We start from the raw sequence: 15453 nt of genomic DNA on the forward strand, positions 1-15453 counted from the left end.
TCTTTGGCTTTCGTTCGGCGCGACCGCCGAAGCCCGCGAAATCCTCGGCTCCAACGAAAGCGAGGCCAGGGCTTGGGCGGCCTCCCAGGGCTATCAAGCCGGCCAAGCCGCCACTGGAAGCGAAGGCTGCCTCCAAGGCCACCGCTATTTGGCGATCTCGGGCAAGAGCCTCCAGATCAAGGCGGCCTTCTACAACCCGCTCTACAAGACCGACAGCCAGGTGATCGCGATGGTCGATTTCGAGCCGGCGACGCCGCTCACCAAGGCCCAAGCCGAAGCCCTCGCCATCCAAGCCGCGCCGATCGCGGGCACCCGGCCGCCGACCCACAAGCAGCCGATCGCGGCCGACGGCAAGCCCTGCTCGCCGCCCAACGGCGGCTATGACGGCCGCTACACCGAAGACTATATCGTGGAATACTTCTACGCGCCGGACAAGGCGCGGATCGAGAAGGTTCGAGTCTACAACGACGGCATCCGCTGATCAGCGCCAAGTGCAGACATAGGGCTGCATCGCCTTCTTGGTCCGCTGCATCGCCTCGCGACATTCTTGGGCCACGACGTCCCGGCCCTCGGGCGTGCCGGACTTCAGCTTCCACTCTCCCACTTTTTGTTTGAGGGCCTTGGCCAGCTTAGTGTCTTGGTTCCGGGGAACTCGCTGGTTGATGCAAATCAAATATTGCGAAGTGTAGTTGTCGCATTCCCAGATTCCCAAACGCTCGACCTTGAAATCCGGAAAGGCCTTCACCTTGGAGGGCGGCGGCTCCAGCGAATAGCGCGGCGGAATCGGCGGACCCCGCGGCGCCAAGGGCGGCTCGGGCGGAATCGGCGGCGGATAGCGCCGGTTCAAGCCGGCCTTGGGCGGTTTGGGCGGCGGGTCCAACTTTTCGAGCTCTGGCTTCTCTTCGACCGGCTCGGGGCTGGGCTGGGCTTGAGGCCCAGGGCCTTCGCTGAAGATCGTCACGATGCCAACCGGCTCCTCCGGCCGCTCAAAAATCGAGGCCGGGTCTTCCTTGCTCGCACAGGCGGCGAGGAGCAGGAGTCCGCAAAGGATCGAGGCCTGGCGCCCTGGGGAACCCATGCTCCTTTGTGGCAAAAATCATTCCCAGGTGCAACCGTAAGGCGTCATAACCTGGCGAGTCCGGTCGAAGGCTCGCTGACATTCGTTGGCGGCGTCGGTGCGGCCGGCAGCGCTGGCGGCCATCGTTTGCCAACGCCGGATATCGCTCTCCAAGCCCCGAACCAAAGGAGCCTGACGCTCGGCCGGGACGTTTTTGTTGAGGCAGCTGACGTAACGGTCGACGAAGGTATCGCATTCGAGCAAGCCGACTCGCTCGGTCGTCGAAAGGGTGTTGACCTCGACCGCGGTCGGAGGCGGCGGTGGCGCCACCGGCACCGCGGCGGAAAGCGCGGCGCCGCGGACGTTCGGTGGAGCCGGCGGATTTGCCAGCGGGTTCGTCGCGGCGACGAGAGGCTCGGTCGGATTGAGCGCCCCCGGAGTGGCCGGCGGCGGCGTGGCACCGGGACCTGTGACCATGATCACGGTGCCGCCTTGCCGCGGTTCTCCCTTGTCCGGCGTGACCACAGCCTCCTCGCGCTTGGCGCAAGAGGAAATCGCCAGGAAAGTGGCTGCCAAGGCGAGGATTTTGAGGGTCATGCTGTCCATCACGGCCATCTTGCGCCCGGTCCCGAGCGAATCCCATCGGGCCTCGCCTGAAATTTTTCTGGGGCTTTCCCCCATCCTGCGAATATGGGTGCCAATCGCCCAAGGCTGAGCGAAAATGCCGACCCAAAGGAGGGAAATTATGAGCCCAGAATCCCGCCGCCTCGCCGGCGCCCTGCTCGTCATCCTGCCGACCGTCCTCTTCGGCGGAGCCAGTCTCCTCACCATGCTCGTCCACGACCCGAGCTATGCGGCCAACCCCTTGCGCCAAGACTTCTTCCGGGCCGGCCATGCCCATGCCGGAGTTTATCTGGTCCTCTCGCTGGTGATCCTGCGCTACGTCGACGAGGCCCGGCTTTCGGCCGGGGCCAAATGGTTCGCCCGCTTGGCCGCCCCGCTCGCCGCGATCTTCGTCCCGGCGGCCTTCTTTCTCTCGATGCTCTCGCCCCAGGCCCAGAAGCCGAATTCGCTGATCTACCTGGCCTATGCCGGCGGCGTCATCCTGGCGCTGGGTCTACTGGTGTTGGGAATCGGTTTGCTGAGGGCGGGAACGCCGCGTGACCTGCCTTGATAATGAGCGAAGACCGACTATTTCCCCCTTTGAAAAAGGGGGACTAAGGGGGATTTAAAGCGGTCGCCGGAAGAAAGAAGCCTCGAAATCGAGCCTCATTGCTTTGCAACGGCTCTCAAATCCCCCCTGCCCCCTTTTTCAAAGGGGGGGAAGATCGTGTCAACGGTTTAAGGCGAGGGAACCGGTACCGCGGTCGGTGGCGGGGTCACTTTCTCGGCGGTGACGCCGAGCTGGCTTTCAAGCGGGGCCCGGTATTTCGCGTAATCCGAGCCCAGGAAATTTTGATACTGGCCCAGGACCTTGCCGCGCATCTCCGGCGTCTGCTCCTTCAAGTAGCGAAAGAGATCGCCGTCGCAGCCTTTCACCAGGAAATCGCTCATCAGCCTTTCGCCCAAGGCCCAATTGGCATTGGCGTCGCTCAAGGCGAACTTCTCGAGCTTGTCGTTCTCTTCCTGGTACTTGGCCTTGGCGTGCTCGTTATAGAGCTTGGCGGTGGATTGGTATTTGTCCAAGGCTTCAAGATATTGGGTGCGGCAAACGTTGAGCTCGGTTTTGATCGGACCGCCCTCATTGCTCTTGATTAGATCCTCGGCGTATTTGAATTGCTCCAGCGCCAAGGCGAATTGGGTGGCGGCCTTGAAAAGCGGCGATTGGGGCAGCGTTTCGGTCGAGGTGGTTTCGGGCAAACTCTCGGGCACTCCGGTCATCCATTTTTGCCCTTGATAGAAAGCGGCCTTGGCCCGCGACAGAAAATCCAAGGAGGAGAGGAAGGCCTTGTAGAAGGATTCGTCGTTGACGTTGATGGTGATCTTGGGCGGGGGATGGGGTCCCGGATCCTTCTTTTGGCAACGGTAGAGAAAGTAGGCGGTCGCCGCGACTACCAAGGCGACGAAGATCCAAAGCAGCGCGCCGCCCGACTTGGCCGGCTTGCCCCCCTCCCCGCCGCCGCCGTCGTTTTCGCGGCGCGGCCGGCTGCCGTTGGGCGGGCGGCTCGGCGGCTTCTCGCCGGCGGGTTGGCGATCGCTCGGAGCTTGCTTCTCGGTCCTGGACGGACCGGATGGTTTCTCCTCGGCCATTCGACAGTATTACACCCAGGCCGGCTTTTTGACAAATTTCTCTTATTTCTCGCCGAAGACATTGAAGAAATCGGCATCACCGCGATAGCGGCTCCAACCGGATTTATCTCCGAAAGAAAATTCTCCGAGCACCCGGTATTCCTCATCGTAGCTTTCGGGATTGAGGCGGGCGCAAGCCTCGACCCGGCAGCTGGGCGTGGCCAGCTTCATTTTTTCCAGGATCCGCACGGTTTGCGGGCTGGTGATCCGAGTGACGTTGAAGGTTTTTCCCTCGCGCCTGGCCTGGGCCGCCAACCAAGCCAGGAAAACGCTGCCGGTGCCCGGCCGCATGGCGGGGCCGCCGGTGATCATGCTTTCCTCGAGGTCGATGAAGAAGAGCGTCACCGCCTTCGAGTCGTAATAGAGAAATGCCTTGCCCCTGGTCGGTCCTTCTTCCAGCCGGAAGTTGACCCGAGTGACGCCGGTGGGCGTGATCGGATCGCCCTGCTCGACGAGGGCTTTGCGCTCGACCTCGGCCCAAAGCGAGGACTTGTCGCGGACGGCGACGAGCCGCCGGCCCTCGAATCCCTTGTCGGCGAGCTCCAGCTCAAAGGGGTGGAATTTCCCGTCGCTCGCCGGAATGGCGGAAGGCAGCCGAAGCGCGGACATCTGCATCGGCTGCGGCTTTGCCGGCGGCGCTCCGGCCAGCGGCGGCGCGCCGTTGGCGCTGACCAGCCGGCAGGCGAACATCGCGGCCGGGCCGGGAAAATCCGCCGGCGGGCGGGATGCCCGATGGAGCCGGGCCTGGATTTCGCGGAAGCGCGGCCCCAAGATTCTCGAGGCCAAGCTCATACCCAAGCCGAAGTGGAGGGCCGAGGCGCCGGCCTCCGCGAAGGTTTCGGCGAGCGGACTCGGCGCCCGCCAGCCCAATCTTTCCTCGGCCTTGAGACCGAGCGCGGTCGCGGCCGTCAAAGTCAGGGGCAGCGGCAAGGAGGCCTTGCTTCCCGCCCAAAGACCGCCCTTCATCGCGGCCAAGGAGAGCGCCGTCGGCCCGAATTCGCCGTGGGCCGATCCCAGCAGCGCCACTTCGGAGCCGAAGCCGGCGGCCAAAGCCGCCGAGCGCGCAAAGCGGCCCCGCGACCACCACGCCGGCGCCGCTGCGGTCAATCGGCCCAGCGCCGCCACCTGGACCGCCTTGCCGAGCAGGCCGGCCGCGAGCATCGGCGCGACGGCCTTCGGGTCGAAGGCCTGGCGATTCAGCTGCGAAACGAAGAATTCGGCCCGGGCGCCGAAGGAGCCGCGGCCTTGCGACTCTTCGAGCTTTCGCTCGAGGAGCTGGCGCCAGCGCGGCTCCAACTCGGGATTTTGCAGCCAGGCCGATAGGATAGCGGGGAGCCGGGATGCCGTCTCTCGCGCTTCCCCGCGCTCCACCGCGCGAACCGCACCGCTCCAAAACAATTCGGGATCGCGCTCCTGTTCCAGCGAAGCCAGCTCCTCCAGGTAAGGCGGGTCGATGTCGGATTCCCCGGCTTGCTTCGCGGTCAGAGCTTGGCGGATGTATTTTGCGTGAGGACGCGCGGAGACAGGCCTGGCTTCGGAGGAAGCCGGCCCCGAAATTGGCGTTCCACTGGAGAGAGGCACACTCATCTTAACCAGTTATTTCATCGGGTTGGATCGGAGAAGGTTGCGGATCAGGGCCGGAAGGCCAGGGAATCGGGCGAGGCGAGAATTTCGCCGTCGGCCGGGCTTTCCGGCGTGGGGAAAGGCGACCAAGGCTGGACCTCGCGGCCGAAGAGGAAAAAATCCTGGGGCCGCCGCATGTCCGTGAGGGAATCCAGGGCCCGGTGCAGGAAGTCGGGGTCGTATTGGACGCCGTTCAACAATTCGACCAGGCCCAAGAGATCGCCCTGCTCATAGTAATTGACCGCGATGAAGTTGGGCACCTTGCGGGTCTCTTGAATGCAATCCATCGTCCGCGGGTAAAGCATCTCGAGGCGGTTGGCCCGGCCGGCGCCCTCTTCCGAAGGAAGATCCAAGGCGTTGTTGAGCCAGTGATTCATCAGCAGGAGCGGATTGCTCCGCCGGCCGCGGTTGGGCCGGCAGCCGAAATCGGCGGTCGAGTGCTGGCCGTAAGGATTGTCCGAGGCCAGCTCCCAAAGCGAATGATACCAAGCCGGCGGCGGCGCTCCCCGCTCGCCCAGGACCAGCAAGCGGGTGCCGGCCTCGATCATCTCGCCCAAGGTCGGCCAGGCCCCGCTCGGCGGATGGATGTAGGCGTAGCGCTCGAGGCCCACATCGAGAAAATCCGACTCGATCTCGCGCGGCGAGACGTGGTCTTCGTAAAGCAGGGCCAAGACTTCGCGGGGATTTTCTTCCAAAAAGGCGCGGATGCCCCGCAGGGCTTGGCGATGGGGCGTCCGCCCCAAGTAGCAAAAGCTGTGACAGAGGGCCAGCTCGCCCTCGTCGCGGTGGACATCGAGCATCAAGGCCCGAATGCCGTCGCGAAGCTGGGCCTCGATCCCGCTCCACTGGTTGGCATTGAAGGAAATGAAACCCTCGCGCCGGGCGGCATAGGAATTATGGGTGGTGGCGAAGACCGTGCGGTCGAGCGGGCGGGAGCAAAGCTCTTCGAAGCCATTGCAAGGCCGAGGCGGCTCGGAAACCTCGGGCTCGGGCGCGCGGCAGACCGGAATCTCCTCGCAAACCAGGGACTCGGGCCGCGGCTTAGGTTGGAATCGTAGGGGGTCCAAGATCTTCGGAGATCTCCATCAGGGCGACGTCTTGGCCGACACGCTCGCCGGCTTCAAATTGGATTTTTCCAACCACCCCGTCCCTGGGAGCCAAGACCTTGTGCTCCATCTTCATCGCCTCAAGGACCATCAGCAGGTCGCCCTTCTTGACCGCCTCGCCCTCTCGAACCAAAACTTGGATCACCTTGCCCGGCATCGGCGAGCTCAAATCGCCGGCCTGGGCCCCGGCCTTGGCTGCCCGCCGGGTATCGGCCAATTTCAGCCGAAAGTTGCCTTTGGGCAGATGGACGTCGACGAAGCCGGCGCCCCGGTAGAAGGCGCCCTGCAGGACGTGGCCGCAGTGCCGGACGCTGAAAAAAGGCGGCTCCCAGCGCAAAATTTCGCCCGCCAGCTCGCGGTCCTGAAGCTTGAGGCGAAAGCTTGGGCCCTCGCGCTCCCATTCGGCGGCGAGGCTTTCCTCGCCCAAGAGAAATTCGGTCTTCATCGGGCGTTCCTAAATCCGTTCAACCAAGTGGAGTCGGCCCCGGTGGCCGGAGCCTGCGGGCCATTGCTAGCGGCGGCCGCGCCCTTCGCGGCCTTGCCGGCCAAGGCGGCGATGGCGAAGGCCAGATCCGGCGGCGCTTGGTTCCGGCCCCGCTTTTCCAAATAGCTCTCCAAGAGCTCGGCGACGCTGTGGGTGTGATAATGGCCCTCGACGAAGGGCTTGGCATTGAGCGTGAAGCGGAGGAAATCGAGGTTGTGCCGGGTGCCGAGCAGGACGTAATCGCGGAGCAAGGCGTCCATCTTGGCCAAAGCCTCCTTGCGGTTGAAACCGTAAGCGATCAGCTTGGCCAGCATCGGGTCGTAGAGCGAGAGGATCGGCTTGCCCTGCTCCAGCGAGGAGTCGATGCGGAGGCCCGGCCGGCTGGGCTCGTGGAGGACGCCGACGACTCCTTCGGCCGGCAGGAACTGGTTCTCCGGGTCCTCGGCGTAGAGCCGGCACTCGATGGCGTGGCCGCGCTGGACGATCTGGTCCTGCTTGAAGGGCAGCTTGTGGCCCTCGGCGATCAGGATCTGGGCCTTGACCAAGTCGATGCCGGTGACGAATTCGGTGATCGGGTGCTCGACTTGGAGCCGGGTGTTCACTTCCAAGAAATAAAAATGATTTTCCTCGTCGACGATGAACTCGACCGTCCCGGCCGAGGCGTAATCGGCCTGCTTGGCGATGCGGAGGGCGGCGGCGCAGATCTCCTTGCGGAATTTTTCATCGATCGAGGGCGAAGGCGATTCCTCGATCATCTTCTGGTGGCGGCGCTGGACCGAGCACTCGCGCTCGTAGAGATGAACGAGGTTGCCCTGCTCGTCGCCCAGGATCTGGACCTCGATGTGGCGGGGCCGCTGGAGGTACTTTTCCAAAAAGACCGTCTTGTCCTTGAAGAAGGCCAGGGCCTCGCGCTCGGCCGAGCGCGCCGCCGACTCGATCTCCTCGGGGCCGTGGACGACCCGCATCCCTTTCCCGCCGCCGCCGGCCGCGGCCTTGATGAGCAAGGGATAGCCGATCTTGGCCGCCAATTTCTTCAGGGCCTCGCCTTCGGGCAGCTCGCCTTCGTGGCCCGGCACCGCCGGCACCTTGGCTTTCTTGGCCAGCTCCTTGGAGGCGACCTTGCTGCCGAGACGGCGCATGGTGTCGGGGCTGGGCCCGATGAACTTGATGCCGGCCTTGGCGCAATCCTCGGCGAAGGGCGCATTCTCTGAAAGGAAGCCGTAACCGGGATGGATGGCCCAAACGCCGGCTTGCTTGGCGATGGCCAGGATCTTTTCGGAGTCGAGGTAGGTTTCCTTCACCTCGCTGCCGGGAAGGGCGAAAGCCTCGTCGGCCTCGCGGACATGAAGGGCTTGGGCGTCGGGATCGGAATGAATCGCGACCGTCGCATAGCCCAACTCGCGGGCGGCGGCGATGACCCGGCGGGCGATTTCCCCTCGATTGGCGATCAAAATCTTCTTCACGCGCTCCACTCCGGCTTCCGCTTGGTCAAGAAGGCGACCATGCCCTCCTTGCCCTCGGCGCTGCCGCGGCGCTTGGCGATCTGGCCGGCGGTGTAGGACCCGATCTTGTCGAGCGGCTGGCCGGCGACCTTCTCGATCAGGACCTTGCAGTCGGCCAGCGCGGTCGGGCCGCCCTGCTTGAGCTGGCGGATCTTGTGCTGAACTTTCTCGCGGACGAACTCGAGGCCGCCGTTGAACTGGATCAAGCCCATCTCCTGGGCCTTGGCCGCCGAGAAGCGCTCGCCGGTCAGGAAAAACTCGCGGGCGTGGGACCCGCCGATCTTGCGGATCACGAAAGGCGAGATCACCGCCGGGATCAGGCCCAAGCGCACCTCCGAGAAGCCGAACATCGCGCTCTCGACCGCGAAGGCCATGTCGACCGCCGCGACCAAGCCGACGCCGCCGCCGACGGCGGCGCCGTTGACCTCGGCGATCACCGGCTTGGGACAGCGATGGATCGCCAGCAGCATCTTGTGGAGCGTCATGGCGTCGGCCTTGTTCTGGGCCGGCGAATAGGCGGCGACCTTCTTCATCCAATTGAGGTCGGCCCCGGCGCAAAAGGACTCGCCGGCACCGGTCAGGACGATGACCCGGGTTTCCTTGTCCTTGCCGAATTGGCCGAAAGCCTTGCTCAGCTCGGCGATCATCTTTTCGTTGAAGGCGTTGTGCAGGTCGGGCCGGTTGAGCGTGACCGTGGTCACGCCTTGGTCGCGCTCGACGAGAAGAGTCTCGAAGGCTTGGCTCATATCCTGATCTCCCTACATCCGGAAAACGCCGAACGGGGTTTCCGGCACCGGCGCATTGTAAGCGGCCATCAAGCCCAAGGCCAAGACCTTGCGGGTGTCGGCCGGATCGATGACGCCGTCGTCCCAAATCCGGGCGGTGGAAAAATAAGCGTCGCTTTCCCGAGCGTATTTCTCCAAGGTCGGCGCTTTGAATTTTTCCTCTTCCTCCGGGCTCATCGCCGGCTGGCCCTTCTCGGCCAACTGGTCCTTCTTCACGGTCAGCAGGACGTTGGCTGCCTGCTCGCCGCCCATCACGCTGATCCGGGCATTGGGCCACATCCAAAGCTGGCGCGGCCCGTAGGCCCGGCCGCACATGCCGTAATTGCCGGCGCCGTAGGAGCCGCCGAGCACCACCGTGAACTTGGGCACCCGGGCGTTGGAAACCGCCATCACCATCTTGGCTCCATCCTTGGCGATGCCGCCGTTCTCGTAGGCCTTGCCGACCATGAAGCCGGTGATGTTCTGGAGGAAGAGCAGCGGAACCTTGCGCTGGGCGCAAAGCTCGACGAAGTGGGCGGCCTTCTGGGCGCTCTCCGAGAAAAGGATGCCGTTGTTGGCCACGATGCCGATCGGCATCCCGTGGATCCGACCGAAGCCGCAGACCAAGGTGGGGCCGTAGAGCTTCTTGAATTCGTGGAAGGCCGAGCCGTCGACGATCCGGGCGATGACTTCGCGGACGTCGAAGCCCTTGCGCAAATCTTGAGGCACGATGCCGTAAAGCTCTTCGGCCGGATAGAGCGGCTCTTCGGGCGGGCGGAAATCGTAGGCCGTCTTGGCCGGGCGATTCAGATGGGCCAGGATGTCGCGGGCGATCTCGAGGGCATGGCCGTCGTCCTCGGCGAAATGGTCGGTGACGCCGGATTTTCGGCAATGGACTTCGGCGCCGCCCAACTCCTCGGCGGTGACGACCTCGCCGGTCGCCGCCTTCACCAGTGGCGGCCCGCCGAGAAAGATCGTGCCGTTGCCCTTGACGATGATGGTCTCGTCGCTCATCGCCGGGACGTAAGCCCCGCCGGCGGTGCAGCTTCCCATCACCACCGCGATCTGGGGAATGCCGGCGGCCGACATCGTGGCTTGGTTGAAAAAGATCCGGCCGAAATGCTCCTTGTCGGGAAAGACTTCGGACTGGAGCGGCAAAAAGGCGCCGCCCGAATCGACCAGGTAGACGCAGGGCAAGCGGTTCTCGAAGGCGATCTCCTGGGCCCGGAGATGCTTCTTCACCGTGATCGGATAGTAGGTGCCGCCCTTGACGGTGGCGTCGTTGGCGATGACCAGGACCTCGCGGCCCTGCGCCAAGCCGATGCCGGTGACGATGCCGGCGCCCGGCGCTTCGCCGTTGTACATACCGTGAGCCGCCAAAGTGGAAAATTCGAGGAAGGGCGAATCGGGGTCGAGCAAGGCCTCGATCCGCTCGCGGGCCAGCAGCTTGCCGCGCTTGCGATGCTTGGCGACCGCGTCCTCGCCGCCGCCGGCCTTGACCGCGGCCAGCCTTTCGCGCAGCTCGCGCACCAGGCCCCGCTGGTAATCGGAATTTGCTTGAAAGTCGGCGGAACGAGGATCTAGGGAAGTGCCAAGAACTTCAACGCTCATGGCCCTTTCCTCTGGCATGGGGCCTGGCAATCTTCAACGGATTTTTATGTCGCTCTTGCTCTTCGAAAAGGACGGCCCGATCGGCCGCTTGACCCTGAACAATCCCCAGGAATTGAACGCCATGACCCCGGCGATGGGCGAGGCCCTCCGCGACATCGTCCCCCGCCTCAACGCCGATTCGGAGCTGCGGGTGGTGATCCTCTCCGGTTCCGGCCGGGCCTTCTCGGCCGGCGGGAATCTCCAATTCATCCTCGACCACACCTCCCAAGGCTTCGATCAGAACAAGCGGGAGATGATCGAGTTCTACTCCAAGTTCCTCAAGCTGCGCGACATCGAAGTGCCGACCATCGCGATGCTCAACGGCCCGGCCATCGGCGCCGGCCTGCTCATCGCCTTGGCCTGCGACCTGCGCTACGCCGCCGACAATGCCAAGCTGGCGGCCAACTTCGCCAAGATCGGGCTCAGCTCGGGCATGGGCGGGCTTTATTGGCTGACCAAGCTGGCGGGCCCGGCGGTGGCGGCCGACTTGCTCTTCACCGCCCGCACCTTCGGCGCCGAGGAAGGCAAGCGCTTCGGCCTGGTCAACGAGGTCTTCCCCGCCGCCGAGCTCGAGGCCAAGGTCCGCGAGATCGCCGAACAGATCGCGGCCAACGCGCCGCTGGCCCTCAAGATCATGAAGAAGGGCGTGCAGCGGGCGGTGTTGGCCGGCTTGGAGGAAGTCTTCGACTACGAATCGGCCGGCCAGGCCCAGAGCTTCGCCACCCATGACTTGCAAGAAGGCGTGAAGGCGATCCAGGAAAAGCGGGCGCCGAAGTTCGAGGGGCGTTGAAGGTCATCCTGAGCGAAGCGAAGGATGACGTGGAACTGCTAGGCTGCGGTTCGCGCCATCGCGGCATCCAACCTCGCCCAACGCCGATCGGCGCTCAGGCGCCGGACTCGGGGATTGCCGGGCGAGGCTTCCATTAAATAAGAGAGAATTTCGCTGCCGCGACGATAGTCGGCGAGCGCCGACGCTCGGCGCTCTTCGGAGACGCGACGTCCCGAGCCCAGCACCGCCTCGGCCCGGGCCAAGAGCCGAGTGGCTTCACGGACGTCGGCTCGGACGGCGCGCCGCTGTTGGCGCAGGAGATCGCCTTGCAAGGCGACGCGTTGGGAACCGAGCTCGGCGGCCAAGCGAGTGCCGGCCTCCGAATCGCTCGCGAGAGTCAAGGCATAGGCCGCCCGCCGCGCCCGCAAGAGATGAAGGCGGGCCCGCAAGACCGGATTCAGCGGGCCGGTTTCATGGCGCCGGTCGGCGATGGCGCCGATCGCATTGCGGGCGGTGTCCTGGTAGAGCCGCACCGCTCCCGCCACCCACTCGGCGTCGTCGCGATAAGTCAGGCCTTCGGTCGGCGAATCGTCGCATGCCACGTGCAAAAGCTCACTGCTCAAGCGAAGGATGCGGGGATCGCGGGGATTCGGCGCCTCGGTTCGGAGGGCTTGGATCAGCTCCGAAGCCTGCCGGGTCAAGGCCACGGCCGAAGCCGCGGCCCGAAGCCGCTCGGTCATCGGGCGCTCGCTGTCGTCTTCAATGCGATCCAGCTGCCGGATCCGGTTGCGCAGCCGGGTCAAACGGAGCACCGCGCTCGACACCTCGGCCTGGCTCATCGGGCCGCCGGCCGTTTCAATTTCGCCGGGCCGCACTAGGAGCTGATCCGAGGGTGAGGCCTCCAGCTCCCGCAAGCGAAAGCCCCGGCGCTCGGCGGCGGCGAGAAGCCGCTCACGAACCAGGTTGAAAGGCAAACCGCGGATCACGCCCGAAGGCGGCGATCCCGCCGGCCGGCCGGATTCATAAGCCCGCCAAGCTTGGACGGCGGCATTGTAAGCTTCAACGCCCCGGTTGAGGTCAGCGGCGGCCGAAGCGGGCGAAACGCTTTCGGCGGCGGTCGCCGCGCGATCGGCTTGAGACAAGAGACCGGGAATCGAGGTTAGGGATCGAGGGCCTCGCGGAGCGCTGGTGCAAATTCCTTGGGCCAAGCGGTCGGCCGGATTGCCGCCGCGCTGAAAAGCGCTGGCGCCCTCTCCACGGCCGCGGCTTCTTCGGCCGGAACGGGGAGCGGGCGACGGAATTTCCGAGGAAAGGGGAACGGCGTGAGACGGAATTCGGGGGCAGGTCATAAGACTCCTTCGCGACGTGCCCCATTTTGGTGTGCAGTCGAACCTTATGCAAAACGGGTACCATACCTTTGGATTAATAAGATCCCTAGAAATAAAGAGTATTTAAAGAAAATCGGTCTTGGAAATGAACGGTGGCGAGGATCGCTCACCCCAATTTCGATTGGGCTGAGGCGAGCCAACCCCGTTCAATAATATTTTTGGACAAGCTCGAAAGCGGCCCGATAACCGAAAGCGCTGTAATGATTGTCGCAAGGGAGATGATAGGCCTCCCAGTCCTTTTGATAGTCGTGGAGCCAGGGAACCAGGTCGATCACCTCCACGTCTTGCTCCCTGCCCCAAGCTTCGAGCCGCGATGTCAGTGGGGGTGTTTCTCCCGGCCGATAACGCTTCAGATCCTGGCGAATGGGAAAGAGCACGAGGGTCAGCCGCTTGCCCCTTGAGGCCTCGCGAAGCTTCTGAAGGGAGAAAAGCATCCTTCCCCACTCCTCCTCGGTGAAATCGTAGAAGCGCGAGACGACTTTTTCCTGGCTGCTGCGCCGGCGATACCGCCAGCCTTGATACAGGTCCTCCACCGTGTTGAAGAAGTAGGAGTATTCCTTCAGGAAGCGTCGAAACCGGTGATAGGCGCTGTCGAACTGGATGACCTCGGTATAGCGCAGCTCCGGCGGCTGCCCGACCCAAAAAGGCCGCCGCCTCCCCTTCCGGGCCCAAAGCTCATAGTTGTCGTCGTCGAAATCGTTCATCGGCAGAATGCCGACCAGGACGCTGTCATGACTGAAAGCTTTGGCCAGGTTTTCGTATATCAAATAATACTGGAGCGGCCCGAAAGAGCCGGAAGTCCCAAAGTTGAGGAACTCCCGCCCCTTGGCTTTCTCCAGCAAATTGGTGAGGCGCTGCTCCTCCGAGACTCCCCAAGCTTCAATGAAAGAATCGCCCAGAACCACCACCCGCGTAGCCGCGCCCTGCCGCTCCCGCGGCCGATCCCGCATCCCGTCGGAGTTGAAGCGGTAGACGTGGTCGAAGCAGGCCCAGGCATGGTGATACGTGGAATTGGGCTCGTGCCAAGTCGCCCAGGGCTCGGGAATGTCGCGAAAGTGGCGAATCCCGATCCGGCTCCAGGTAAAGGTCGGCATCTCGCCCCGTAGGATGTTCATTTTCATCAGCGCGCAGGTGCCGGCCTCAAGCAAGAAATAGCCCGAAAGAAGGAGGATGGCGCCAAATGTCAGCTTTCTAGTCGTCTTGTTCATTAGAAATACTTTTCAATCAGCTCGAAGGCGGCTTGATGGCCCCGAGCGTTCCAATGGTTGTCGCAGCGATGGGAGTAGGCCTTGACCTTGGTCCCGCGCTGCTGAAACCAGGGCAAAAGATCGATGACAACGACGTCCTGCCCGGCGGCCCAGGCTTCCAAACGCTTGGTCAAGGGCGATTTGCCCTCCTGAGCGTAACGGTTGGCGTCGGGATACAGCGGGATGAGCATCAGAGTCAGCTTCTTGCCCCGGGAGGCCTCGCGCAACTTTTGCAAAGAGAAGAGCATCCGCTCCATCTCTTCCTCGCTGAAATCGTAGAACCTGGAGTGTATGCCGGCTTGCACGTTACGCTGGCGCCACTTCCAACGCTGTTTCAGCGATTCGAAGGCATTATAGAAATAGGAATACTCCTTCAAGAATCGATGCAGCCGAGGGCCCCAGCCATTTCTCGGCTTGGCCTCGGTGTAGCGCAGCTCTCGATTCGCCCCTTCTCCCACCCAGAAAGGCCGGCGCCGTCCCGAGTCGACCCAAAGCTCGTAATTGTCGTCATCGAAATCATTGGCCGGTAGGATGCCGACCAAAACTTGATCGTGGCTGAATAACTTGGCCAGCCGATCGTAGACCAAATAATACTGAATGGGCCCTAAGGAGCCGGAGCATCCAAAATTGAGAAACTCCTTGCCTTTGGCCCGCTCCAAAAGATTGGTCATGCGCGCTTCCTCCTCGGCCCCCCAACCTTCGATGAAAGAATCGCCGAGGACGACCACGCGGGAAGAAGCTCCTTCGCGTTCCCGCGGCCGATCCCTCATCCCCTCCGAATTGAAGCGGTATTCGATGTCGAAGCAGGATCGCAGGTGCCGGAAGGTCGAATTGGGCTCATGCCAAATCGCCCAGTCGGTGGGGACGTCCTTGTAGAAGTGCACGCCGATCCTGCCCCAATTGAAACTCGGCCGGTCGGCGATGATGCCAACGTAGCCCATCAAGAAATAGGTGCCAGCTTCGAGCAGAAGGTAACCGGCCAGGAGAGTCAAAGCGATCTTGAGAAGCTTTTTCCTCATCGCCGATCAGAAGACGGTGTAAATGAAGGGGGCCAAGGCGCTGCCCTGGCCGAGGATCACCAAGCCGCCGAGCAGGACCAGGACGAGAACGATCGGCAAGAGCCACCATTTTTTTCTTTCGGCCATGAAGAGCCAAAAGTCTTTGAGCAGGTCGAGCATCAAAAGGGCCTATCGAAACGGGGTTTCGAGTCCGGCGCCGCTTGGCGCCAATAAGTCGCCGATTCCTCTCGGCGCAGGCCGAGCGGATCTTTGCCAAGCAAGCGGCGGATGAGGGCCAGCGGAGTGAATATCAGAAAAAATAGGATGGCAAGGATTATCCGGGTGTTGATCCAGCCCAAACCTTCCGCGAGCTTCATCCAAAGGAAATGCAGCGGCCGCAGCCAGGCCGGGACGATCAAGCCCAGCAGGATCAGCGGCGAACCGGCGTAGAAGGGCCAGCGCGGATAGGGCCGGCCCCAGATCCAAGGCAGCGCCAGGGCGAAGACGGCGATGAAAAACGCGCCCACGACGATTCCGAAGCGCCGCAATTCATTTTTGGAGATGGCCGCGTCCATA

17 protein-coding genes are annotated in these 15453 nt (G+C 63.2%); 3 read left to right on the forward strand and 14 right to left on the reverse strand.

Going from position 1 to position 15453, the window contains the following annotated elements:
• Positions 1–481: hypothetical protein (locus VJR29_14605; protein HKY64633.1), on the forward strand; the 481-nt coding region annotated here is incomplete at its 5' end.
• Here VJR29_14605 and VJR29_14610 read toward each other — a convergent pair.
• Positions 482–1078 carry a hypothetical protein gene (locus VJR29_14610; protein ID HKY64634.1) on the reverse strand — a complete coding sequence of 199 codons (597 nt, stop codon included), beginning with the start codon at positions 1076–1078 and terminating at the stop codon, positions 482–484. It abuts the gene before it with no gap.
• A gap of 18 nt (positions 1079–1096) precedes the next feature.
• A complete protein-coding gene (locus VJR29_14615) occupies positions 1097–1672 on the reverse strand; it encodes a hypothetical protein (protein ID HKY64635.1) in 576 nt (191 codons plus the stop codon).
• 130 nt (positions 1673–1802) lie between these two features.
• Here VJR29_14615 and VJR29_14620 point away from each other — a divergent pair, with 130 nt between their 5' ends.
• Entirely contained in the window at positions 1803–2231 is a 429-nt protein-coding gene (locus tag VJR29_14620; GenBank protein HKY64636.1) for a hypothetical protein, read from the forward strand.
• Positions 2232–2398: 167 nt separating this feature from the next.
• Here the strand turns inward: VJR29_14620 and VJR29_14625 are convergent, their stop codons facing one another.
• From VJR29_14625 to VJR29_14655, 7 genes are read right to left on the reverse strand one after another with little or no spacing between them, the layout of a single operon-like run.
• A complete protein-coding gene (locus tag VJR29_14625) occupies positions 2399–3307 on the reverse strand; it encodes a hypothetical protein (protein HKY64637.1) in 909 nt (302 codons plus the stop codon).
• Between the two features lie 42 nt (positions 3308–3349).
• Entirely contained in the window at positions 3350–4933 is a 1584-nt protein-coding gene (locus tag VJR29_14630) for a hypothetical protein (GenBank protein ID HKY64638.1), read from the reverse strand.
• Positions 4934–4977: 44 nt separating this feature from the next.
• On the reverse strand, positions 4978–6036 hold the full coding sequence (locus VJR29_14635) for a phosphatidylinositol-specific phospholipase C domain-containing protein (protein HKY64639.1): 1059 nt from the start codon (positions 6034–6036) through the stop codon (positions 4978–4980).
• Positions 6011–6520, reverse strand: a complete 510-nt coding sequence (locus VJR29_14640; protein HKY64640.1) for a biotin/lipoyl-containing protein — start codon at positions 6518–6520, stop codon at positions 6011–6013. The genes VJR29_14635 and VJR29_14640 overlap by 26 nt, the downstream gene beginning before the upstream one ends.
• Positions 6517–8022, reverse strand: coding sequence for a biotin carboxylase N-terminal domain-containing protein (locus VJR29_14645; protein ID HKY64641.1), 1506 nt, complete (start codon positions 8020–8022; stop codon positions 6517–6519). Before VJR29_14645 ends, VJR29_14640 begins: the two co-directional genes overlap by 4 nt.
• On the reverse strand, positions 8019–8807 hold the full coding sequence (locus tag VJR29_14650; protein HKY64642.1) for an enoyl-CoA hydratase-related protein: 789 nt from the start codon (positions 8805–8807) through the stop codon (positions 8019–8021). The genes VJR29_14645 and VJR29_14650 overlap by 4 nt, the downstream gene beginning before the upstream one ends.
• A 12-nt stretch (positions 8808–8819) precedes the next feature.
• On the reverse strand, positions 8820–10436 hold the full coding sequence (locus VJR29_14655; protein HKY64643.1) for a carboxyl transferase domain-containing protein: 1617 nt from the start codon (positions 10434–10436) through the stop codon (positions 8820–8822).
• A 46-nt stretch (positions 10437–10482) separates the two neighbouring features.
• Between VJR29_14655 and VJR29_14660 the strand changes: the two genes are divergently transcribed.
• Positions 10483–11265 carry an enoyl-CoA hydratase-related protein gene (locus VJR29_14660; GenBank protein HKY64644.1) on the forward strand — a complete coding sequence of 261 codons (783 nt, stop codon included), beginning with the start codon at positions 10483–10485 and terminating at the stop codon, positions 11263–11265.
• 38 nt (positions 11266–11303) lie between these two features.
• On the opposite strand, the gene VJR29_14665 is transcribed toward VJR29_14660, so the two are convergent.
• From VJR29_14665 to VJR29_14685, 5 genes are all read right to left on the reverse strand, one after another.
• Complete coding sequence (locus VJR29_14665) at positions 11304–12593, reverse strand: hypothetical protein (GenBank protein HKY64645.1); 1290 nt, start codon at positions 12591–12593, stop codon at positions 11304–11306.
• Positions 12594–12778: 185 nt separating this feature from the next.
• Positions 12779–13840: an SGNH/GDSL hydrolase family protein gene (locus tag VJR29_14670; protein HKY64646.1), complete on the reverse strand. Its 1062-nt coding sequence runs from the start codon at positions 13838–13840 to the stop codon at positions 12779–12781.
• Positions 13840–14898, reverse strand: coding sequence for an SGNH/GDSL hydrolase family protein (locus tag VJR29_14675; GenBank protein ID HKY64647.1), 1059 nt, complete (start codon positions 14896–14898; stop codon positions 13840–13842). Before VJR29_14675 ends, VJR29_14670 begins: the two co-directional genes overlap by 1 nt.
• Positions 14899–14904: 6 nt before the next feature.
• Positions 14905–15057 (reverse strand): DUF5989 family protein, encoded by a 153-nt coding sequence (locus tag VJR29_14680; GenBank protein HKY64648.1) that lies wholly within the window; start codon positions 15055–15057, stop codon positions 14905–14907.
• Entirely contained in the window at positions 15057–15452 is a 396-nt protein-coding gene (locus VJR29_14685) for an SxtJ family membrane protein (protein HKY64649.1), read from the reverse strand. Before VJR29_14685 ends, VJR29_14680 begins: the two co-directional genes overlap by 1 nt.
• Position 15453: the final 1 nt, after the last annotated feature.

This window comes from bacterium (assembly GCA_035281585.1).
Classification (GTDB): domain Bacteria; phylum UBA10199; class UBA10199; order DSSB01; family DSSB01; genus DATEDP01.

What these genes read in the sequence shown, in the direction of transcription:
- VJR29_14650 (HKY64642.1), bottom strand. Translation starts at nt 8,807, where the DNA reads ATGAGCCAAGCCTTCGAGACTCTTCTCGTCGAGCGCGACCAAGGCGTG.
- VJR29_14670 (HKY64646.1), bottom strand. Translation starts at nt 13,840, where the DNA reads ATGAACAAGACGACTAGAAAGCTGACATTTGGCGCCATCCTCCTTCTT.
- VJR29_14680 (HKY64648.1), bottom strand. Translation starts at nt 15,057, where the DNA reads ATGCTCGACCTGCTCAAAGACTTTTGGCTCTTCATGGCCGAAAGAAAA.
- VJR29_14630 (HKY64638.1), bottom strand. Translation starts at nt 4,933, where the DNA reads ATGAGTGTGCCTCTCTCCAGTGGAACGCCAATTTCGGGGCCGGCTTCC.
- VJR29_14615 (HKY64635.1), bottom strand. Translation starts at nt 1,672, where the DNA reads ATGGCCGTGATGGACAGCATGACCCTCAAAATCCTCGCCTTGGCAGCC.
- VJR29_14685 (HKY64649.1), bottom strand. Translation starts at nt 15,452, where the DNA reads ATGGACGCGGCCATCTCCAAAAATGAATTGCGGCGCTTCGGAATCGTC.
- VJR29_14610 (HKY64634.1), bottom strand. Translation starts at nt 1,078, where the DNA reads ATGGGTTCCCCAGGGCGCCAGGCCTCGATCCTTTGCGGACTCCTGCTC.
- VJR29_14660 (HKY64644.1), top strand. Translation starts at nt 10,483, where the DNA reads ATGTCGCTCTTGCTCTTCGAAAAGGACGGCCCGATCGGCCGCTTGACC.
- VJR29_14655 (HKY64643.1), bottom strand. Translation starts at nt 10,436, where the DNA reads ATGAGCGTTGAAGTTCTTGGCACTTCCCTAGATCCTCGTTCCGCCGAC.
- VJR29_14640 (HKY64640.1), bottom strand. Translation starts at nt 6,520, where the DNA reads ATGAAGACCGAATTTCTCTTGGGCGAGGAAAGCCTCGCCGCCGAATGG.
- VJR29_14675 (HKY64647.1), bottom strand. Translation starts at nt 14,898, where the DNA reads ATGAGGAAAAAGCTTCTCAAGATCGCTTTGACTCTCCTGGCCGGTTAC.
- VJR29_14620 (HKY64636.1), top strand. Translation starts at nt 1,803, where the DNA reads ATGAGCCCAGAATCCCGCCGCCTCGCCGGCGCCCTGCTCGTCATCCTG.
- VJR29_14625 (HKY64637.1), bottom strand. Translation starts at nt 3,307, where the DNA reads ATGGCCGAGGAGAAACCATCCGGTCCGTCCAGGACCGAGAAGCAAGCT.
- VJR29_14665 (HKY64645.1), bottom strand. Translation starts at nt 12,593, where the DNA reads ATGACCTGCCCCCGAATTCCGTCTCACGCCGTTCCCCTTTCCTCGGAA.